The organism is Polaribacter sp. M10 (assembly GCF_054968445.1).
In genome coordinates, this window is record NZ_JBSSBG010000003.1 from 102440 (window position 1) to 126175 (window position 23736).

The 23736-nt window shown below is 31.6% G+C and carries 14 protein-coding genes; 2 read left to right on the forward strand and 12 right to left on the reverse strand.

The annotated features are described in order from the left end of the window. Positions 1-61: 61 nt before the first annotated feature. Together ACWYN7_RS05140 and ACWYN7_RS05145 are read left to right on the forward strand one after the other, a co-directional pair. The gene (locus tag ACWYN7_RS05140) at positions 62-1597 is read left to right on the forward strand and encodes a YifB family Mg chelatase-like AAA ATPase (protein ID WP_462858777.1); all 1536 of its coding nucleotides are present in this window, start codon (positions 62-64) and stop codon (positions 1595-1597) included. A 145-nt stretch (positions 1598-1742) separates the two neighbouring features. Continuing rightward, positions 1743-4124: a polysaccharide lyase 6 family protein gene (locus tag ACWYN7_RS05145; protein WP_462858778.1), complete on the forward strand. Its 2382-nt coding sequence runs from the start codon at positions 1743-1745 to the stop codon at positions 4122-4124. 4 nt (positions 4125-4128) lie between these two features. On the opposite strand, the gene ACWYN7_RS05150 is transcribed toward ACWYN7_RS05145, so the two are convergent. The 12 genes from ACWYN7_RS05150 to ACWYN7_RS05205 all read right to left on the reverse strand — a co-directional run bounded on the left by ACWYN7_RS05150 (position 4129) and on the right by ACWYN7_RS05205 (position 23673). Then, a complete protein-coding gene (locus ACWYN7_RS05150) occupies positions 4129-4980 on the reverse strand; it encodes a DMT family transporter (protein WP_462858779.1) in 852 nt (283 codons plus the stop codon). A 76-nt stretch (positions 4981-5056) separates the two neighbouring features. Beyond that, on the reverse strand, positions 5057-6385 hold the full coding sequence (locus ACWYN7_RS05155; protein WP_462858780.1) for a RagB/SusD family nutrient uptake outer membrane protein: 1329 nt from the start codon (positions 6383-6385) through the stop codon (positions 5057-5059). Between the two features lie 10 nt (positions 6386-6395). Beyond that, complete coding sequence (locus tag ACWYN7_RS05160; RefSeq protein ID WP_462858781.1) at positions 6396-9560, reverse strand: SusC/RagA family TonB-linked outer membrane protein; 3165 nt, start codon at positions 9558-9560, stop codon at positions 6396-6398. A gap of 581 nt (positions 9561-10141) precedes the next feature. After that, positions 10142-10906 carry an SDR family NAD(P)-dependent oxidoreductase gene (locus ACWYN7_RS05165; RefSeq protein ID WP_462858782.1) on the reverse strand — a complete coding sequence of 255 codons (765 nt, stop codon included), beginning with the start codon at positions 10904-10906 and terminating at the stop codon, positions 10142-10144. Positions 10907-10948: 42 nt separating this feature from the next. Beyond that, entirely contained in the window at positions 10949-12238 is a 1290-nt protein-coding gene (locus ACWYN7_RS05170) for an MFS transporter (RefSeq protein WP_462858784.1), read from the reverse strand. A gap of 154 nt (positions 12239-12392) precedes the next feature. Next, entirely contained in the window at positions 12393-13097 is a 705-nt protein-coding gene (locus ACWYN7_RS05175; protein ID WP_462858785.1) for a FadR/GntR family transcriptional regulator, read from the reverse strand. 77 nt (positions 13098-13174) lie between these two features. Beyond that, positions 13175-14674, reverse strand: a complete 1500-nt coding sequence (locus ACWYN7_RS05180; protein WP_462858786.1) for a PKD domain-containing protein — start codon at positions 14672-14674, stop codon at positions 13175-13177. A gap of 22 nt (positions 14675-14696) precedes the next feature. Then, positions 14697-15893, reverse strand: coding sequence for a PKD domain-containing protein (locus tag ACWYN7_RS05185; RefSeq protein ID WP_462858787.1), 1197 nt, complete (start codon positions 15891-15893; stop codon positions 14697-14699). 12 nt (positions 15894-15905) lie between these two features. Further along, the gene (locus ACWYN7_RS05190; RefSeq protein WP_462858788.1) at positions 15906-17483 is read right to left on the reverse strand and encodes a RagB/SusD family nutrient uptake outer membrane protein; all 1578 of its coding nucleotides are present in this window, start codon (positions 17481-17483) and stop codon (positions 15906-15908) included. A 6-nt stretch (positions 17484-17489) separates the two neighbouring features. Then, positions 17490-20720, reverse strand: a complete 3231-nt coding sequence (locus tag ACWYN7_RS05195; protein WP_462858789.1) for a SusC/RagA family TonB-linked outer membrane protein — start codon at positions 20718-20720, stop codon at positions 17490-17492. Positions 20721-21025: 305 nt separating this feature from the next. After that, complete coding sequence (locus ACWYN7_RS05200; protein ID WP_462858790.1) at positions 21026-21403, reverse strand: cupin domain-containing protein; 378 nt, start codon at positions 21401-21403, stop codon at positions 21026-21028. A 5-nt stretch (positions 21404-21408) separates the two neighbouring features. Continuing rightward, on the reverse strand, positions 21409-23673 hold the full coding sequence (locus ACWYN7_RS05205; protein ID WP_462858791.1) for an alginate lyase family protein: 2265 nt from the start codon (positions 23671-23673) through the stop codon (positions 21409-21411). Positions 23674-23736: the final 63 nt, after the last annotated feature.

Genomic DNA, 23736 nt, shown 5'->3' on the forward strand with positions numbered 1-23736 from the left:
CAATCTTTTTTGATTGCATTTTTTTTATGCCTTTATTTTTTTTACTTTTAAAGAAAAAAGCATGCTTGTTAAAGTTTTTGGGTCTGCTGTTTTTGGTATCGAAGCCACAACAATTACTGTAGAAGTTAACATAGACAAAGGTATAGGCTATCATCTTGTTGGCTTACCAGACAAAGCCGTTAGCGAAAGTTCGTACAGAATTTCTGCTGCTTTAAACAACAATTCTTACAAACTTCCTGGTAAAAAAATTATCATAAATATGGCACCTGCTGATATCAGAAAAGAAGGTGCTTCTTATGATTTAACTTTAGCTGTCGGAATTTTAGCAGCTTCAAATCAAATTCAATCTGATAACATAAACGAATATATTATTATGGGCGAACTTTCTTTGGATGGAAGTTTGCAACCCATAAGAGGGGTTTTACCAATGGCAATAAAAGCCAGAGAAGAAGGTTTTAAACACTTTATTTTACCCAAAGAAAACGCCAAAGAAGCTGCCATTGTTAACGATTTAGAAGTTTTAGGAGTTGATAATATTTTAGAGGTCATCAATCATTTTAATGGTGATGCTAAAATTGAACCTACTATTGTAGATACTAGAGCTGAATTTTATAAAAGTATCGATTTTCCTGAATTTGATTTTTCTGATGTTAAAGGGCAAGAATCTATAAAACGTTGTATGGAAATTGCTGCAGCTGGTGGCCATAATATTATTTTAATTGGTCCTCCAGGGTCTGGAAAAACAATGCTTGCCAAAAGATTGCCAAGTATTTTACCACCAATGACTTTGCACGAAGCTTTAGAAACCACAAAAATTCATTCTGTAGTGGGTAAAACTCAAAATAATGGATTAATGGTTCAAAGACCTTTTCGTAGTCCACATCATACAATTAGCAATGTTGCTCTGGTTGGAGGAGGGCAATATCCAAAACCAGGAGAAATTTCATTATCTCATAATGGCGTTTTGTTTTTAGATGAATTGCCAGAGTTTAAACGAGAAGTGTTAGAAGTTATGCGTCAGCCTTTAGAAGATAGAGATGTAACCATTTCTAGAGCAAAATTTACGGTTACCTATCCTTGTTCTTTTATGTTGGTGGCAAGTATGAACCCTTCTCCTTCAGGTTTTTTTAATGATCCAAATAGTCCAATGACTTCTACCCCACAAGAAATGCAACGTTATTTGAGTAAAATTTCTGGACCGCTTTTAGATAGAATTGATATTCATATCGAAGTAACACCTGTTCCTTTCGAAAAATTATCCGAAGAAAGAAAAGGAGAATCTTCTATAGAAATTAGAAAGCGAGTTACTGCAGCAAGAGAGCTTCAATCTGAACGTTTTGCAGCACTAGAAAACATACATTATAATGCACAAATGAATGTGAAACAAATACGCGAATTCTGTAAATTATCCGAAGAAAGTTTATCGCTTTTAAAAACAGCCATGGAAAAATTAAACCTATCTGCAAGGGCTTATGATCGAATTTTAAAAGTAGCAAGAACTATTGCAGATTTGGCAAATGATACAGATATTTCTCCAGAGCATATTGCTGAAGCCATTCAGTACAGAAGTTTAGATCGTGAAGGTTGGTTGGGGTAAATTCACCACTTATTTTAACTAAATTTTTTGAATAATTATTGTATATTTGGTAAACCAATTTGGTAAACCAATTTAAATAAATAGATTTACTTTATTTTGGTTCATTTTTTGAATCTGAATAGAAGCAATAACAATTTATAGATATATGAAAAATTTAGCGCTAACTTTACTATTAATATTGTCTTTAACTAGCTTAAAAACAAATGCACAAAAAATATTAGTTTCTAGCATTAACCAATATAATACAGCAATCAAGAAAGCTGTTCCAGGTTCTACTATAATTCTTAAAAACGGAATTTGGAAAGATGTAAAATTAAACGCTTACGGAAAAGGAAATGAAAATAATCCTATTGTAGTAAAGGCAGAAACTGCTGGAGAAGTTATTATTTCTGGTAATTCTACTCTAAATATTTATGGCGAATATGTTATTGTAAGTGGTTTGTGGTTTAAAGATGGTAACTCTAATTATAAATCTGTTGTTCAGTTTCGTAAAGATTCTAAAACTTTTGCTAACAATTGTCGTTTTGCAAATTCTACCATTTCTTATTACAAAGTTGCAGACGGAATTAAAGATCATTGGGTAGATATTTGGGGAAAAAATAATAGAGTAGATCATAATAATTTTACTGGTAAAACAAGCCCAGGAACTACAGTTGTGGTTTGGTTAAAAGGCGATGAGCATATAGAAAACAATCATAAAATTGACAATAATTTCTTCGGATCTAGACCTGAATTAGGTACAAATGGAGGAGAAACTATTAGAATTGGTACAAGTGCAAATTCGATGAAATCTTCTAAAACCATAGTAGAAAGAAATATTTTTGCCAATTGCGATGGAGAAATCGAAATTATATCTAACAAATCTGGCGATAATATTTTTAGAGACAATCTTTTTGTAGGTAGTAAAGGTTGTTTAACCTTACGTCATGGAAATAATGCTTTAGTAGAAAGAAATGTTTTTTTAGGAAACGGAGTTTCTAAAACTGGAGGAATTAGAGTAATAAATGCAGGACATATCATCAGAAATAATTTAATGGTAGGTTTACTTGGTAATGGTTACAGAGGTTCTCTTGTGTTGATGAATGGTGTACCAAACTCACCATTAAACAGGTATCATCAAGTGAAAAATGTAGATATTCAAAACAATACAATTATTAATTCTGGACCAATTTCTTTTGGTGAAGGTAAGGATGATGAAAAATCGTTATCACCAAAAAATGTAAACTTTGCTAACAATATATTTTATCATACAACAGCTACAGAAAATGTATTATTTGTTGATGAAACTTCTGACATCAACTTTAATAACAATTATATCCATGCAAATGGTAATCCTGTTAAAGGCTTTAAATCTACTAAAATTGATTGGAAACAGATTAAAAATCTACCAATTCCAACCAAGCAAAATCCAGATTTGTTAAACGTTTCTAAAAACAGTAATAGCCCAGAAAGAGACATTACAAAAGCTGTTAGAAAAATATTTAATGCTGGTGCTTTTAATTTAGATGCTACTAAATTACCTAAAGCTTTAGGTTTAAGAGCTGGCCCAGGTTGGAAACCAGATATTGTTGCTCCAATAATTAAACCAGACGATATTGCTGTAGCTCCAGGTGAAGAAACGTTAAGAAAAGCTATCGCAAAAGCTGCTCCAGGATCTACCCTTCTTTTAAGTGTTGGAGAATATGTTAGCGAAAAAACCATAAAAATTGGTAAAGAAATTACAATTACTGGTGATAAAAATGGTACAACAGTCATAAAATCTAAAGATGGATTAGAAAAACCTTTGAGTTATTTCTTTAGAGTAAATGAAGGTGCTAAATTAAATTTAAGCAACGTTATAATTGATGGTGAAGCCTCTAATGTTAAATACGCTATTGTATCACCAGATAAAAAAGAAAAAGGTCTTTATAATTTATTTGTGAATAATGTTGTCTTTAAAAACTTTACAAATACAGATGGTGGATCTATTTTTAAGGCATATAATGGTACTAAAGCAGATACTTTAAGCTTTGTGAACACCAAGTTCGAAAACAGTTATAGAGGCTTAAATTTATCTTACGATAAAGATGTAATGGGTTTTTATAATGCAAATATCATAATTTTAAAAAATAGCATTTTTAAAGACATTGAAGAAGCTGCGGTAAATTATGTTAGAAGCACACCTTTAGTAGATCTTCCTGGAGGTAAATTAGTGATTAGCAATTGTGTTTTTAGCAATGTGTTTAATCAAGAGAAAGGTAAAGTTCTAAAAACAAACGGAATTCAAATTGTAGAAATTAAAAATTCTGTGTTCGAAAACAGTTATAAAATTCAAACTCCAATAGATTTAAAAGGGAAATTTAACTTTATTACCAATTCTTTAATCTACAATAGTGGATTTGTAAAAGTAAGCAAAGGAGCTAAAAAAGAGGATTTATTGTACAAGAATCCTAAGTGGGAAAATGACGATTTATTTATACCAAGTAAAAAATCTTCTTTATTAAAAGAAAACAATAATATTGATACAATTGGTTTACTAAAAGAATAGAATATTATTTCTGATGTGTTTTTTTTCTTTTGATGTAAATATTGTAAACTAAACCAAATAGAATTAGAAAAACACCTAAAAGCGTTAATAAATTATAGATTTCTCCGAACCAAAAAGCACCTATAATTATTGCAAAAATTACTTCTAAATTCTTAAGAGGAGCAACAAGATTAGTTTCATTAGTTTGAAAAGCTTTGGTCATATATAACTGACCAATATAACCTAAAACACCCAAACTTAGTAATAAAAGCCATTCTGTTGGTTTTGGGTTTATCCAGTTGTTGATAGACATTAATCCGCCAAAAACAAAAGCAGTAACCATAAAATAATTGATAATAACTAGAGGATGCTCTTTGCTACCAATTTTACGAATTAAAACAAAAACTAATCCTTGAAATACGGCTGATACTAATACAAATAGTAAACCTATTGTATTTACGTCTGTACCAAAACCTTTTATCAATAAAACACCTACAAAAGCCAGTAAAAACAAAAACCATTGAATGATTTTAATTTTTTCTTTCAATAAAAAAAAGGCAAGTATGGCTGCAAATATGGGTGATGTATATCGTAAAGAAACTGAAGTGCCTACAGGTAAATAATTTAAAGACTGAAAAAAACAAGTTAACGAAATTACACCAACAATTGCTCTGGCCAATAATAACTTTTTATTAGTACCTAATAGAGGAATTTTAGATTTTAAAATTAATGGTAACGTAAAAACTAAAGTACCAATTGATCTAAAAAACACAATTTGATAGACATTAAATGCTGATAAATATTTTACAACAGCATTCATAACTGCAAAGGCAATTACGCTAAATATCATAAAAAAAATTGCCCTGTTATTGTTCATTTTTACATTTTTAATACAGAAAAAGTCGTTTTGTAATTTTACAAAACGACTTTTAATATAAACAAATCAAATAAAATTAATATCCAGAATTTTGTGTAATTACACCACCAGTTGCTAATATTTCAGAAACCGGAATTGGAAATATGTAATAATCGCTGTTTACTGTGGTACCCATTTCAGCATTCACACTGTTAGTTCTTACTAAATCATCCCATCTTTTACCTTCAAAAGCCAATTCTAATCTTCTTTCGGCTAAGATTGCTGTTCTAGCTTCTGCTTGAGTAGATGCTGTAGAGTTATTTAACCCTGCTCTATTTCTAATTTTGTTTAATTGCGTAACAGCTGCAGCAGTGCTTCCGTTTTCATTTAATGCTTCTGCATATAATAAGATAACGTCTGCTAATCTAATTTCAATCCAATCATGCTCACCTCCAAGACCTCCGTCTTTTGGAAATTTAATTGCAGTTGTACCAGCATCACTTAAAGTAACAGCTCTTCTTAAATCTGTACCACCACCATTTGCATCACTAGCATCGAAAGCAGCAACTAAATCTGGATCTACAGGAAAATCTGCTTTAGAATCATCACCAACAAACCAGTTCCAAAAATCAGATCCAAAAGAATATTCATCTACAATAGAACTAGATACTTGAGTAGAAAAAATAATTTCTGAATTTTCTACTTCATTAGCAGCTCCGAATATTTCGCTAAAGTCGTCTTTTAAAGCAATTCCTGCTCCAGAAGCTCCGTTTACAACAGCTGCAAGTTGCGTTTCTGCACTAGCATAATTACCCATAGCTGCATATACTTTACCTAATAAAGCTTGTGCTGCGTATTTAGATGCTCTACCATTATCTATAGTAGCAGATAAACCTGCAATAGCATCATTTAAATCTGGAATAACAACATTGTTATATACATCTGTAGCCGGTGTTCTAGCTAAGATTGATGTATCTGTTAAACTTGGTGCTGCTGATAAATTAACTGTAACAGCTCCAAAAGATTTTACCAATTTGTAGTAAGATAAAGCTCTTAAAAACTTAGCTTCTGCAATATGTGTTGCATTTGTAGAGTTTTCAATAACGTTGTTTGCACTTAAAATAGACTTATACATTGCTGTATATAAAGGTCCAAAAAATTGATCTTCCATAGTAGTTAAATTACTTGTAAAAGCATCGAACTCTGTATATGGAGCTTCATCCATAACTGCATTATCTGATCTAAACTCACCCATAATAGCTAGTGGAGTTACACTACCTAATTGGTAATAGTATGCAGCATTTAATACACCTTCAAAGTCTGTTAAAGAATCTGCACTTGCTAAATTTGGCGGAGCTTGGTCTAAGTCTGGTGAACATGCTGTTGCTAAAAACAACGATGTTAATAATATATATATTTTTTTCATTTTTTTTTATTTAAAAATTAACATTTAAACCTAAAGTAAAACTTCTTACTACTGGACTAGCACCAACTTGAGCACCATACACTGTAGGGTCTGTTGTATTTACACCTTCTGGGTTGTATGATGTATAATCGCTACCCATTATGTATAATAAGTTTGTAGCAGCACCATAAAATCTAATAGAACTAAATCCTATTTTATCAGCAAGTTCTGATTTAAGCGTGTAACCAATAGTTAAGTTTCTTAATGCAACATAAGAAGCATCTTGAATCATAGCATCTGTTTGGTTTCTGTTTGCAGTATAGTGCTCTCCATTATGATCTGCAATACCATCGCCATTTGCATCGAAAGTACCTGTTAATCTACCTCCCCATTGAGACTCATAATAAAGTGGGTCTATATTATAAACCTCTGCACCATGAGAACCTTGTAATTGGAAAGACATATCGAAATCTTTATATCTAAAGTTATGAGACATTCCCCAGTAAAAATCAGGTGTATTTTGCCCAATAAGTACTAAATCTCCACCATCTGCAACAGTTCTTGTTCTATCAATAACACCATCGCCATTTTGGTCTACAACATAAGATTCTCCTGTAGTATTGTTAGGGTGTCTTGTACCATCAGCTAAATATTTCATCTCTACCTCTCCAATTGTTTCTAATCCCCACATTTCACCAATTCCACCACCTACGTAGTTTCTAAATACTGGTCCTCTACCACTTTGACCAAAAATTTGCTGTGGTAATTCATCTAAACCACCTAAATAAGTAATCTCTGTATTTACTGTAGATAAGTTAGCACTCATATTCCAAGAGAAATCTTCTGTGTTCATTAAACTACCAGCTAATTCAAATTCTAAACCAGAACTTTCTACATCACCAACGTTAAGAATAGAAGAAGGATTTCCTAATACTTCTGACTGAGCTTGATTGATTAAGATATCTTCAATATCAGATGTATAATAATCTATACCTAAAGTAAAACGATTGTTTAAAATTCCTAAATCTACACCGTAGTTTGTTTCTGTATTCGTTTGCCAAGTTAAATCTGGGTTTGGAGAATTTGAAGGAATCAAATATCCTGTACCATAAATTGTAGCAGAAGGATCTAATAAACTTAAAGAATCATAAGAACCTAAGAAAGAAGTTGTACCTAAAGAACCTGTACTAAATCTAACTTTTAATCTACTTAACAATTCGTTTTCTTTTAAGAAAGATTCGTTATGTAAGTTCCAACCTAAAGAAATTGCTGGAAACGTTTCATATTTTTTATTAGCTCCAAAACGAGAATCACCATCTCTTCTTAAAGACGCAGAAAGTAAAAAACGATCGTCGTAAGAATAGTTAATTCTACCAAATACACTTTCTCTTACTCTTTTTTCATCTCTTTCAGTTACAACGATGTCTGCAGGATCGAATAAATTGTAGTTTAAAACTGCTTCGTCTGGCACATTAGAACCATCTAATCTAGTACCAATAAATCTTGTATTTTGAAATTCTACACCAGCTACTGCAGAGATATCATGTTTCCCTATTTTAGTTGCGTAACTTAAAGTAGTTTCGCTTAATACAGAAGAAATTTTTAAATCTATTTGATCCATAAAAGTTTGAGAATCTCTAGCTCTAGAATCGTAACCTAATAATCTGTGTGCATAGGTTTGAGTGTCTTTCATATCTCCACCTAAAACAGTTTTAATACTTAAACCTTCCATAATATTGTATTGTAAATAACCACTTACATTTCCAAAAAATGTTTTTTGCCAGCTATCTACATTATCAAGTTTTGCAGCAGGACCTGCATCACCAGAACCACCAATACCATTGTTAGCTCTACCATAATGCCAATCTTGTGCAGCCATACCTGGTTCTAACTCATAAATGCTACTTGCTTCATAAGTAGAACCTCTATACCCATTGTCGAAAGCAGCTAAACCTAAAGCTTGTGCTTGTTGATCTAATTGTTGTACAAATGCAATAGATTCTTCTGTGTGATAAATAGAGTGCACTCCATAAGACCTTAATAAATCTCTCATATCATGCGCTAAAATATCTCTATCTGACACAAAACCGTTAAAGCTTAAACCTGCTTTAAATTTATCCCCTAAATTTGCATCAACATTTAAACGAGCATTCATTCTTTCGAAACCTTGTGTAATTACAACACCTTCTGCATTTTGATAACCTACAGAAGCAAAATATTTAGCATCATCTGTACCACCACTTACACTAAAGTCATGACTTTGAGTTGTACCTGTTTGAAACAACCAATCTTCTGGACTAATTGCACCAGGAGAGTTTTCGTAAGCACTTAATCTGTATTCTAAAAATGCAGCATCTTGCGTTAATGTAGCATCCCAATTACCAGCAGCCATTTCTGATCTTGCATAAGCTGCCCATTCTGGACCAGACATTAAAATGTTATCGCGATATTTGTTTGATGCACTTACATAAGTATTATAGCTAAATTTAGCTTTACCAGATTTACCTTTTTTAGTAGTAACCAAAACAACACCATTTGCACCTCTAGAACCATAAATTGCAGCAGAAGCAGCATCTTTTAAAATTTCTAAACTTTCGATATCGTTTGGATTGATTGTTTCTAAACCTCCAGAGATAGGATAACCATCTACTACAATTAAAGGATTAGAAGCCCCTGAAATAGATGAAGCAGCTCTAATTTGAATTTTTGGAGCAGCACCAGGAGAACCATCTTGATTCTGAATTAATACACCAGATAATTTACCAGCTAAAGCGTCGTCTACACGTGCAACTTGAACGTTTGCTACATCTTCTCCTCCAATTTTTGCAACTGCACCCGAAATTTGAGATCTTTTACGCGTTCCATAACCTACTACAACGATTTCATCTAACTCACTAGCATCTTCTGCTAAGCTTACGATTATTGTTTTTTGATTCGTTATTGTTACTGATTTCTTAGCGTAACCTAAATAAGAAAAGGACAGGACATCTCCTGTAGTTACTTCGATAGAAAAGTTACCATCAAAATCTGTTTCTGTTCCTCTTGTAGTTCCTTGTATGATAACAGTTACCCCAGGAAGAACCTCGTTATCTGCTTGTGATGTTACTGTACCTTTTACAGTATAGCTGTCTTGTGCATAAGAGCAGATGTTTACTAACATTATTAGCAATAATGTTATTTTTAATTTTAATTTCATAATATTATTTTATGTTTAAAAATATTCTTCATTCAGTATTAATGAATGAACTTTGGTATACAGAATAATTCGAAATGAAAAAACTAAAGTGATTTTTTTTTACTCTAATAATTATAAATAGAACTATTTTGTGATTACATCTATTAAGTTATAGATTAAGTTTTTTTGGTGGATAGTAAAACCTATCCTAATTGTTTATTGTTTGTTTGTCTATAGTTAATTAATTGTTTTTTGTCATACGCAGAAATTATTTTTTAAATTTAAATTGGTTATCCATTTTGGTTTACCAGTTTGGTTTACCAAATATATATACATATTTTATAATAAGAAAGCCTTTTGTTAATTATTTCCTAAAATATTATGATTCTATATAGAGACTTGGTGAAATCGTGAGATTTTAAAGAGAATTTGACAATTTTACTTTTAATATTTAATAAGATAAATAGGATTTTACCTTAAAGTTGAAATAAAAAAAGGCATATAAAAGAAATTTACACCTTAGGTCGTAAATTTTAAATAAAAAAAAAGCCATTCTGTACGCATACAAAATGGCTTAATGATAATTAAAAATAAAAAAAACTCTAAATTCCTAAGGCTTGTCCTCCACCAATTTGAATTGTTTCTGCAGTAATAAATGCTGCATCTTTACTTGCTAAGAAAGAAACTACACCAGCAACATCTTCTGGTTTACCTAATCTACCTAACATAATATTATTAGCCCAAGAAGCAAATACTTCTGGTTTAGTAGATTTAATTTGTGCATGAAAAGGAGTATCAATTGTACCTGGAGATACTGCATTTACTCTAATGCTATATTCTGCTAAATCTTTAGCTAATGCTCTTGTAATGGTATGAACTCCTGCTTTAGATGTACCATAGATACCAGCTCCTGGTCCTCCTGCATTCCAAGCTGCATTAGAAGTATAGTTTATAATTGATGCGTTATCACTTTTCTTTAAAAAAGGAATTGCTGCTCTAGATGCAAAAAATACAGAATCAAGATTTAAAGCCATAACAAATCTATAAAACTCAGTTGTCATTTCTTCGAACCTAGATCTACCACCTAAACCACCAGCGTTATTTACTAATACATCTATATGTCCGTACTTTTCACCAATTTTAGTGATGTTTTCAGTTACTTCTTCATCTTTAGTAACGTCAAATCCATAATATTCAGATGTAATACCTTCTGCTGTTAACTCTTCTACTCTTTGAGCCCCAGCCTCATCTTCTATACCATTTAAAATTACTGTATAGCCATCTTTACCTAATCTTTTGGCAACTTCAAAGCCTATACCTCCTGTAGCTCCTGTTACTACAGCAACTTTATCTTTTAATGTACTCATTTTTTACTTATTTTTATTTGTTAGTATTGTATGTGTTCGTTTTTAATCTTCTACTGATTTAATTTCTCTTGCAAAATAATAGATTGCTCCTAAGCCTAATGGTACAAAAGCAGCGATAGCAACGAAAATTGGTGTATATGAAAAGTTTTCTTGAATAATTGGCACTAAAAAGTTCATTAATATCACCGAAAAAACACCGATCATACCTCCTAAACCTGCTAAAGAGCCTACAGATTTACCACTAAATAAATCACTTGGTAAAGTTTGTACATTTCCAATTGCGAATTGGAAACCAAAAAGTACAAAGAATACGATTGCTACAAAACGCTCTGGAGAATCTCCAAACAACACTGTTGCAACTAGCCCTAAAAACATTATTACCCCACCAATTAATATGGTTAATTTTCTTCCTTTATCTATTGAGTTTGTTTTTGCTATTATTCTACCCGATACAAATCCGCCAGCAATACTTCCTAAAGCAGCTCCTACATAAGGTACCCAAGCAAACATACCAACCTCTTTTACATTAAAGCCGTAAACATCTGCTAAATAAAGTGGCATCCAACCTACAAATAACCACCAAATTGGTTCTAAGAAAAAACGTCCAACAACAATGGCCCAAGATTCTTTGTAAGATAAAATCTGTTTTAATGTTAAGCCTTTAGTTTCTTCTGTAGCATCTTGATCTGCTTTACTCTGACCTTCTACAATATATTTTTGTTCTTCAGGTGTTATCCATGGGTGTTTTTTTGGTCCTGCTTTATTGATTAACAACCAAGGAATAATCCAAATTAAACCAAAAGAACCTACTACCATAAAAGTTGTTCTCCATCCGTAAGCAACAAAAAGTGTTGCTATAAATGGTGGTGCAATTACTGAGCCTATAGAAGCACCTGCATTAAATAAACCTTGTGCAATGGCGCGTTCTTTAATAGGAAACCATTCTGCATTACTCTTAACACCTCCAGGCCAGTTACCAGCTTCTGAAAGACCTAATGTACTTCTAAAGAAAGTAAGCCCTACAAGACCACGTACTGTTGAGTGTAAAAAAGAAGATAAACCCCATACACCAATACTGATTACGTAACCAATTCTAGTACCTACTTTATCAAAAAGTTTTCCTGAAAATAATTGACCAAGTGCATAAAATACCATGAAGATATTTAATATTAACCCATAATCGCTTTTTGTAAGATCTAATGAACCAGATATTGAGTTTGGTTGATCATTACTACCCCACATAATTGCTAGAGCACTTCTATCGATATAATTTATTACTGTAGCTATAAATATAAGCCCAATAATAAACCATCTTAATCCTTTAATTTTCATACTATTATTATCTAAAGATTTATATATATTTGGTTAACCAGTTTGGTTTACCAAATTTAACATTTTTAAATTAAATTCTACTATCTAAAAAAAATTATTTTTTAAATTTATTATAATAGAAAATAAATAAGCTGTTTTTCAGAATTTTAAAACTCTATTCTATATTATAGCAATAGTTATAAAGTTCTTTAAAATGGTCTTTCATTTTTTGTTTTGCCAATTGTGGGTTTTGAGTTTTTATAGCATCGAATATTGCTTGATGATCTATAATACCTCTTTGAGATAAACCTGCATCGCAAACATGGTGTTTTTGAAAATTGGTAATGATTTCTGGAGTTATAATTAACATGAATGTATTCATTGTGCTATTACCACTTGCTTTAGCAATAGCCAAATGAAATAATAAATCTTCTTGAACGGCATCTTCTCCGTTAATAACTTTATCCCTATAAGCGTTTAAAGCGTTTTCTATCATTATTAAATCTTGTTCAGTTCTTCGCATTGCTGCAAGTCTTACTGTTTTAAGTTCTAATAAAATTCTAGTTTCAACTAAAGATTTAAAATCGGGTTCATCTAATCTTAATATATCATCAATCATACCATTCATAGCTATAACACCTATGTTTGCAACAAAGGTTCCACTTTGTGGTATTGACTTTAATAAACCATAAAATTCTAATCTTTGTATAGCTTCTCTTATATTACTTCTACTTACTTCGAATTTTTCGGACAGCATTCTTTCTGATGGAAGTTTATCCCCTGGCTCTAAATTTTTATAGTTTATTAACTCTTTAATTTTAGAAATAATATCCTTTTGAATATTAGAGCTTTCCGATTTTGTAAGTATATCTAACTTCATAGTTAAAAAATTATATTAAAGAATATACGAAGATAATTAGAATTTTTAATATACATTTTTTATTTATTCTTAATAAATTAAAAACCTGGTGTAATTATATCTATATTATCATAAAAAACTTCGTTAGAACTATCTACAGCATTAAGTGCTCTAACATAAATTACAACTTTTGTTGTTGATGGTTTAAAAACAAATGTGTTTGTTGTAAAAGTATCTTTTGTAGATGAAGCTTTGGATGAATTATGGTCATTATCGATTACAAAATACGCATCTGCGTTTTTTTCTCTCTCTGCTTCTGTATTAATAGCATCTTCGCTTTTAATTTCGTTATTTAAAATAAATACTTCAGTATTAACACCTTCAGATTCTGAACGAGAGTCGATTGTAAATGTATATTCTACACCAACTTCTACATCTACTACTTGGTATAAACGACGACTTGCTTCATTTATTTTTACACCTCTATCTCCTAAACCTGCAAATTTATTTCCATCGCTAGAAGAACCTGGTTGCTCGCTATTATCTCCAAAAGCAGTTTCTAACCAGCTATCTAAATCTGAGTTATACCATAAGGCTCTATAAGGACTGGCTGAAGTAGCTCCTCCATCTGAATCGAGTTTTACTGTACTATTTGGTGTCATATCCCAAGCATCTGCATTGTCTCCGGTTTCATTTTGAAAATCATCAGCTGTTCCATTTAAAACTATTACTTTAAATGTTGGTTCTACACCACCTACAGGAACTGCCTTTGTAATACTTCTTGGGTTACCTGCACTATTTGTAATGGTTAAAGTTACATTATAAGTACCTCTGGTTGCGTACGTATGCGTTGGATTTAAGTCTGTAGATGAATTTCCATCACCAAAATCCCAGCTATGAGAAACCGCTAAAAGAGATGCATCAGAAAAAGATACTGTTAAAGAACTTGTTGTAAAACTAAAATCTGGGATTGCTGCTAAAACTAAACCTTCAACTTTTTTAGTTACAGTAACTTCTTTACCTAAATATGTTGTTGCTGTAAGAGTAACATCAAAAATATCTGCAGTTGCATAGGTGTGAACAGGACTAAAATTTGGATCTGATAATCCGTCTGCTGCATCCCAAGATACTGTTGTTCCATCACCAAAATCCCAAACTAAAGAGCTTGCTCCTGTACTCATATTCTCGAAAGTTACTTGAGAATCTACAATTGAAAAACTGTAATCTACGTAAATTGGTGCAACATTTGCAGAATCTTGAGCTATTAAGCCATCTGAACTTGTTGTTGTTAAATTTACTTGATACAAACCTCCAGTAGTGTATGTGTAATCTGGATTTGCTTCTGTAGATGTTCCTCCATCACCAAAATCCCAGGCATAAGAAATTGCATCTGTAGAATAACTTCTAAACACTAATTCTAAATTAGAGTCTGCACTTGTACTCGATGTAAAAAGTGTAGTTGGTTGTATATCGTTAATGTTACCTGTTGGTGGCACAAACTCTTCATACCCATCATCGTAACAAGATATAAAACCTATAGACATTAAGAATATAAGTGCTATACTTTTATTTATTTTTTTATTTAATTTATAAAACATAATATAAAATTTTAAAAACTATTTATTGTTTAACCACGATATCAAAGAAATCTAATCTTGTTTCTACACCTGTATTGGTTGCAAAAATTATAACAGATTCATTTTCTCCTGCTTCAAAGGTAATTGCGTGTTTTTTAAAAACATCTGCAGTTCTACCAACGTTTGTGTCTGTTCTGGCACCTAAAATATTTGCTTCTAATTTAGATTCTGAATACGATGATGTTTCTGGTTTTAATACTGAAACTGTCATTGTTCCATAACTATCTACATTAAATGCACTAAAGTAAGTAAGTACATATTCTGCACCTGGAGTAACTTCAATTTCTTGATAAGCAACTCTACCACCATCAGCTGGAAACTTAGCTGCTTGTGTACCTTCTGGTAAAACACCTTCGGCTTTTGTGTTGATTTGGATTCCTGAAAAAGAGTCTTGACCAAAAGGATTCCAGTTTTCTCTAGGGCTTGGAACATTCCAAGAAGCTCTACCATCTCCAGTTCCATCAAATAAACTATTGTCTTCGAAACCTGGTTCGCTAATTTCTGGAACAGGTACTGTTGGTACAGCTTGATTAACCGTTATAATTTTTTCTGTGTATTCTGATTTTCCCAGGTCATCTGTTACAGTTAAACCCACTGTGTAAGTACCTGGACCAGGAAAAGAAATAATTAATTCTTGATCTTCTAAAGTTGCTGCTGGTAAACTAGCAATTTGTGCTTCTAAATCTGCCACGTTTTGTTTTACCTCATCTGTTACAGCATCTTCTGCTTCTTGTAAAGCAACCTCTAAATCTGCAATTTGTGCTTGTAATACAGTTACTTTATCAGGATTAGACTCACAAGGAATTTTAAATTCTAATTTAGCAATTTCGCTTTCTATGGCAACTACTGCAGCCAATTGAGCATCTATTGATTGTTCTAAAACTGGTAAATCTTTATTGATTAGTGCAACACCTTCAGAAGGAGTTACAGACCATAAATATTGTGTACCATTTACCGCTAAATTAGACCCAGCTTGAAAACTGAAATCGTAATTTGCAGACAACTCAACATCATTACAATCGAATTCTGAAGATGAAACATCAGCTACGCTGTAAAATGGTGTTGGACTTGTAAAATCTGGTAAGTCACCAACATCTGGCAAACTATCATCGACACAAGAGGTTAGAGATACAAATACCCCTAAAACTATATATTTTAATTTGATTATATATTTTTTCATAATTATGCGATTTTAATATCCATTATTCTGTGAATAAAAATTAGGTAAATTGTCCATTTCTCTTTGAGGGAAAGGCAGGTATTTTTTACCACTTGTATAGTTTAAACTATTAGCTGTTGAAAATGCGCCAAGAACATTATCGGCTTCACCAAATCTTATTAAATCGTACAAGCGTTGGTTTTCGTAAACAAACTCGACTCTTCTTTCTTCTAATAGTTCAGCTTTAGTTAAGTTAGCTACTTCTTCTAAACCTGCTCTTGCTCTTACTTGATTAAAAGCATCGATTGCTCTAATATCTGTAGTTGAGTCTGCACCTGCTAAAATTGCTTCTGCATATAATAAAAGTACATCTGCGTATCTTAAAACAATCCAATCATTATCTCCAATTTCTCCATCAGTAGGAAACTTTGCATTAAAAGTATCGTTTGTAATATCTGCTGGATTATAAGAAATAGCATCTAAAGTACCAGGAAATCTTACAGGCTGTAAAGTAGGATTCATTACATCTAAAAGATCTAAAGTTGCAATATTAACACCATTTGATGGCCCTTGTAAAGTCATAGAAAAACTATGAGATTCTGAATCTGTTTCTACTTGATCGTCTAAACCACTATCACTAGTTGCATAATTATCACTACTTACTAAATCGTAAGCAATAGAAAAGATAACTTCTTCATTTTTTTCTAAACCTCCATTATTAGACCAATCTCCATCTAAAACGATATCTCCTTCTTGGTATCCTCCAGTAAATTCGTTACCAAATACATTTCCAAAATCTATAGCTAGCGTTGCATAATATTCTCCATCTGACACAATACCATCTCCATCATAATCTTTTGCATTTGCTCTTTCTGTATATAATAAATCGTAATTATATGCTTGATTGTTTTGCACAACTGAAGCTAATAAAAGTTCTGCTTCTGTATAATTAGGATTTGGCTGACTTAGATAAGCCTTAGCTGCCAAACAAATTGCTGCACCTTTTGAAGGGCGATATTTGTCTTGTGCTGCACCATCTAAATATGCTATAGATGTTTTAAAATCATCAATAATTTTTGCATAAACCTCTGCTTCTGGTAATTGAGGATAATCTAAAGCTTCTTCTGTTGTTATGTCTAAAACTTTATCTATATATGGTACATTTTGATATGCTCTAACTAAGTTAAAGTGACAAAGTGCTCTCATAAAATAAGCTTCACCAACAGTATATTGTTGACTTTCTGATGCTAAAAAACGGTTATCTATAATTGTATTTGCATGCTTAATTGTATGCATATTATTAGAATAATACGTAGCAACATCTCCATTATTAGGATCTACATTATAAGAACTAATTAACGGAAAATTTCCGTTTTCTGAATTGGCTCTTGAATTGTCTGATCTTAATTCTGTTAAATAGAATTCATTTGCTGGTACTTTTTGATATGCATCTAAAACACCATTAGCTAATGCTATAAAACCATCGTCTGTTTGTAACAACTCTTCTAATGAAAGTGCAGTAGGGTTGCTTAGGTCTAGTTCTGTTTCACAACTTGTCAATAAAGTCATAAAAGAAAAACAAACTATTATATTTTTATATATATTTTTCATAATTAATTAAAATTGAAAGTTAATACCTGCTGAAACTGTTTTAACCACAGGACCATCTCCTCTTTGATACCCAGCTGTTAAAGGCGTATTTGCATTGCTAGATGTTTGCCCTTGTGCTTCCGGATTAAATCCTTCGTAACCTTTAGCTGTAAAGAACAATAAATTTTCTCCTGTTAAATACAATCTAAGTTTATTACAATTTAATTTTTCAGTTATAGATTCTGGAAAAGTATACCCTATTGTTAAGTTTCTTAACGCTACAAAAGATGCATCTTGAATATGATCGTCTGTAAACCTTCTGTGAACTGTTAAATCTCTATCTGGAAAATTAGACACTTCGTTTACTGCAGACTCACTTGCATAATATAATTGATCTAAATCTGCTACTCTTACTTCTGCTCCATGAGAACCTTGAAATTGGAAAGAAACATCAAAATCGTAAATTGAGAAATCTGAATTGAAACCCCATTCGAAATCTGGATAAGGACTACCTAATTCTGTTCTATCATCATCATCAATAATACCATCGCCATTTAAATCTTTTACATAAACATCTGCAAAATCGTTATTAAATCTATTAAAAGGATTATCTACCCACTCTAAAGGAATTTCTCTATCGTAAACCCAACCATAAAAAGATGTAATTGGCTGGCCTACTTTTGCAATAAATTCTGTTGGTCTTGTATCTTGATCTATTCTAGAAATAATTTGCTCATTATTACCTAAACTTTTTACAGTATTTCTGTTTAATGAGAACTGACCAGAAGCACTCCATCTAAAGTTTTCGTTTCTAATAAGTCTAGCATTTAACTCTAACTCTACCCCTTCATTTTGTACTTCACCAAGGTTTTGCAACCAACTATCTGTACCATAAGTTGCAGAAACTGGTGCTAAAAGCAATAAATCTTCACTTCTTCTAATGTAGTAATCTGCTGTAAAATTAACAAGTCCTCTACCAAAAGTAACATCTAAACCTGGGTTAAATTCTATTAATTTTTCCCAACCTAAAATTTGGTTTGCTAAAGTTGTTCCTTTTACTCCTGTTTGACCATTGTAACTAATTGTACTATACGTTTCTTCGAATCTGTAAAGAGATTCAAAAATATTATTTGATATTTGATTAGAACCAGATACACCATAACTTGCTCTTACTTTTAAGAAAGAGATTAAATCGTTAGATTCTAAGAATTTTTCGTTAGATAAAATCCATCCTAAAGAAGCTGCAGGAAAAAATCCTGTTCTTGTATTAGGTCCAAATCTTGTACTAGAATCGCTACGTAAAGATAATTGGAATAAATATTTATCATCATAACTATAATCTACTCTACCAAAGTAAGATACTAACTTTTCGCCAGCATTATCTGTATAAGTTGTTCCACCATCTGCTAACGCTATATTATCGTTAAAATCGTTTGTATAACCTACAGCTTCAGACTCTTGTCTGTAATTATGCGCTTCCATATACTCAAAACCAGCCACTGAATTTAAGCTATGCTTACCAAATTCTTTGTTATATTTTAATAGAGATTCGAAAGTAAATTGGTTTAATTCATCTCTTCTTTCTAAACGATAAGCTTCTTGATCTCTGTTTTCTTGACCATATAAATAATCTGCTTCGTTCGATTTATTATGTCTAAAAACACCAGAAACTGTTTGTCTAAAATTAAGTCCTTTTGCTAATTTAAAATCGATGTAAGACGATGCATTTAAGCTTAATTTTTTCTTAGTTCTAGATCTTTCTAAAAAGTGAACTAATGGATGTACATTTTTAGTTGTCGATAACGTTAATCCTCCAGAAGTTAAAGGGCTAACCACAGGTAAACCTGTACTTGGATCTCTTAAAATAGATCTTGGGTTTGCTGGATCTTTTGTAAATACGTGATCGAAAGCTCTAGAAAAACCATAGCTACCTACACCCAAATTTTCGAATAATTTACCTGCATCTGTAGAAACACCTACATCTGTAGAAAACTGAGTAACGTATTTTAAATGCTCTTCATTTAAATACAAAGGAACGTGACCCATTTGTCTTAAAGGATCTGTAAATCTTGCTGGTAATTTTTCTTGATCGTTATAATTGATACGGATATTACCACCATATTTTATTTTTTTGTTTTTAGATTTACTATCTACTTTAATTCTAATATTGTACTTATTAAAATTGTCTTTTACAGCAATACCTTGATCTTCTAAATATCCTAAAGAAGCTGTATAGCTTGTTAATTCAGTTCCTCCTCTTACAGAAAAAGAGTGATTTTTAATAAAGCCACCTTCAAAAATTTCTTCTTGCCAGTTCTTTTCTCCATCACCTAAAGAAGCAATAAACTCCATAGCTTCTAACTCTGCATAAGCAGTTTCGTAGTCGTTAATAATTCTATCGTAATTAGCACTACTTGTAGAAATACCATCAACAGTACTTTGCAAACCATTTAACCTTGCTCTTTCATCTGCTATAGAAGTATTAAAGTTGTCGTTATTGTCTGCATATTTATAACCCGTAAAAGTATTGTAAGAAAAAGTAGTTTTACCTACAACTCCTTTTTTAAGCGTAATTAAAATTACACCATTTGCACCCCTAGAACCGTAAATTGCAACAGAAGATGCATCTTTTAACACACTAATAGATTCTATATTATTATTATCTATAGAACCTAAGATATCTGTATCTGTACCTAAAATTACACCATCTACCACAATTAATGGTGATGATGAACCTGTTACAGAACCTGGCCCTCTTAATGTTATTTTAGGATCTCCACCTGCTTCTGAAGATACTACTTGAATTCTTAAACCTGCAACTCTACCCTTTAACGCATCTTCTACACGAGATACTGCTTGGTTTTGCAAGTCATCTCCAGACACTTTAGTTAAAGCACTGGTAACATTGGTTTGTTTTTGATCTCCATAACCTACAATTACAATTTCATCTAAAACATCTGCGCTTTCTTCTAAAGCAACATCTAATCTTAATTGATTTGTATAGGTTACTGATTTGGTTTTAAAACCTAAATACGAAAACTGAATTACATCTCCAGTTTTCATTTTTAATGAATAGTTACCATCAAAATCTGTACTAACTCCTTTCTTAGAACGGATGTTTATAATATTGGCTCCTAAAACAGGTTCACCATCAGATAGTGAGGTAACAGTTCCTTTTATGGTTACTTCATCTTGCGCATACAATGATGTACAAAATAATAGTACTACAAAAAATACCGATTTAATTTTTAAATTCATAGTTAACTGATTTAAATTATTTTGCTGATAAACAAAACTTTAGTTTTTATCAATTTGGTTTTACACAAAAATTTTGAATCCCCAAACTGGTTAACCAATTTGGTTTACCAAATATACGAATTCGTTTACTCAAATAAAAGTAATTTGTTAATTATTTCTTAAAATTGGAGTAACATTAAAGACTTTGAACTACATCTTTTTTTATCAAAAAAAAAAAAAAAGGTTTGTAATTGTGATTTAAAATAATATAAGTACTAAACTTACACATCAAACAAAAGCCTTTATATATATTTGGCTATGGTTATTTATGATTCTTTATCTCCGAAATAAGATACTCCATCTCCACTTAAAAAATCTTCTCTAACTGGACTAAAAGTATCTATTAGCTGGCCTTCTTCTAAACAAACTGCACTATGTAATAGGTTTGGCTCTATATACACTCCATCTCCTGCTTCTACAATTTGCTTAACACCATCTATTTCAAACTCAAATTTACCTGAAACACAGTAAGTAGCTTGCGTGTGAAAATGTTGATGAGGAGCACCTAATGCTCCTTTTTCAAATTTTACACTTACCATCATTATTTGATTATCATAACCTAAGAATTTTCTGGATACTCCTCCACCAAGGTTTTCCCATTCCATATCTTTTGTGATAATGTACTTTTCGCTAAATCGTTTCATTTTTACTATTTTTTATTAATTGATTGTTTATAGTAGTAAGGTCCTATCCAAGAATAGGTCTTACCATTTAATTTTAAATTATGTTTTGTTTCTTTTAAACTATCTAAATTTGATGTTATAAATAGCTTTGTATTTCCTTTTATGGTTGTAATTTCTACAGCAGTATAGTCTGCAGCATCTAAAATTACCTTTACTTCTTTTATAGAACTTTTAGAGTTTAATGCAGACTCTGTTACAGGACTATAGCTTCCATGAGATTCTATAGTTGATACAAAGGTTGTATTTTTAACATTATTTCTTCTAACAAGTAAAGCAGGGTCTCTTCTTAAATTAAATTCTGGATCGTTAGCTCCAATTCTTGTAAAAAGTAATTGATCTTTTTTATCTGTTACAGTAGTTATTGTATAAAACTTATAGTTATTAAACCACGAGAATTTACTATTACCTTCTGCTCCTTTTGCTGATGCTTCTAAAAATAAATGCTGATATCCATTCTTTTTACCAAGAGGTTTTAATACTGTATTTGTTTTATACTCAAAGTTTGCATCTAAAACCTGACCAAAGTAATAAAAAGGAAAATCGTATTGATTCTTACTTTCTGCTTCTACTTTCATGATATCTAAAACAAAAGGTTTTTCTAAATCTTGGTCTTTTATTATTGCCATTGTTCTATGCATATCTGTGCCTGGATAAGTATTACCTACCTTAGCACTTACTACTTGTACAGCTTCATTATCAGAAGAAAAATAATGCAAGTCTGGGTGATTTACACTTCCTAATTCATATTTACCTTGGTAATGAGAAGTTTCATTTTGGGTAACCGTATTATGTGCAATTGTTTGTTTTGCCCAAGTTTTATTTTCTTTTAAATAATTACCACCACCTTTTTGTTCGATGTTTACAAAACGTGATAAACCATAATCTTGAATTACCTCTTCTCCATTTTCGTATAAAGAATATGATAATTTATCATAATGTCCATGACTTGAACCTTGTGAGGCATATTTAAAAACCAACTCTATAGCTTCATTTCTTAAAATACCTACTCCACCTTGTTTGCCTTCTGGACCATCAGATAAATTAATCGATTTCTTTTCAAAAGGTTTTGTTTTACCTTCTTTAATACCTAAAGCCACAGCCAAACCAGAATCATCTAACAAAACACTATTCTGCTTTTTTGCAATACTTAATAAACCAGGATCTTGATTTCCATAATGGTAAGAAATATCTACAGCAGTAACTAAAGAGTTTGTGTAATAAGACATCCCTTTTTGACCATCATTTAAAGGAAAAAAATCGCCATCTGCATCAGATAAATTTAACAGAGCATTTATAGATTTTAAAAGCACTCCATCTTTATATTCTAAAATCTTTAATTCAGGTTTTACATTCTGCAGTCCTTCTGCAAACACCAAAAATGGATACATTGCATAACGTTGATAATATGGACCTTCATTATAATATCCGTCTGGCGAAAAAGGCTCTTCTATATTGGCTAAAAAACCTGCTTTACCAGATTTGTTGATAAAACCACCATCATCATCTTTAGCTGTTTTATCCATTTCTTTACCCTTAATACCATACAAAGCACGTTGAATTAATTCTTCATCATCCATAACCAAACCAATCATACCCACAGCTGCATTACCCCAAGTACTGTGATTGTGTACTCTTTGATAAAATTGCGGACTATCTACAGAAATATGATCTGCAAATGGTTTAAATAAATTGGTTTCTAACTTATTACGCTCTTCTGCTGTTAAATAATTATAAATACAATCGTAAGCTTGACTTACATATACCAACCAATTAGAATCGTTTAAACATTGCCAAAATAATTTACCTCTAGCATAAGATCTTGTTTTAGGATGCAAAGGCAATGTTTTATATATTTCCTCATATTGCATTAACATGTCTTTTACATACTTGGCGTATTTTTCATCATCTAAAATTTGATATAAAACACCTGCTTTTTGCATGATAAACCAATTTTTTTTATGTCTAGAATGCGTATAACCACCAGAATAATCTTTTGGTATTGGAGTGTCTATGCCTAAAGCAATTTCTGCATCTACTTCTTCTTTTACTTTTTGTAAAGAATTATCAAAAATTGGTATTGTACCTAATTGTGCTCTAATATTTTTAACACCTTGTGCAGTTAGAATTAATTTTGGGTGTTGACTCTCTGAATCAGAAACCGATACTTTTTCTTGTTTGCTACAAGAAAAGGCAATTAATAAAACAAATAAAAGTGCTTTGTGATAATTCATCTAAATTTTTTAAAAAAAATAAGAACTCAAATTAATGAGCCCTTATTTTCAGTTTTCAATATA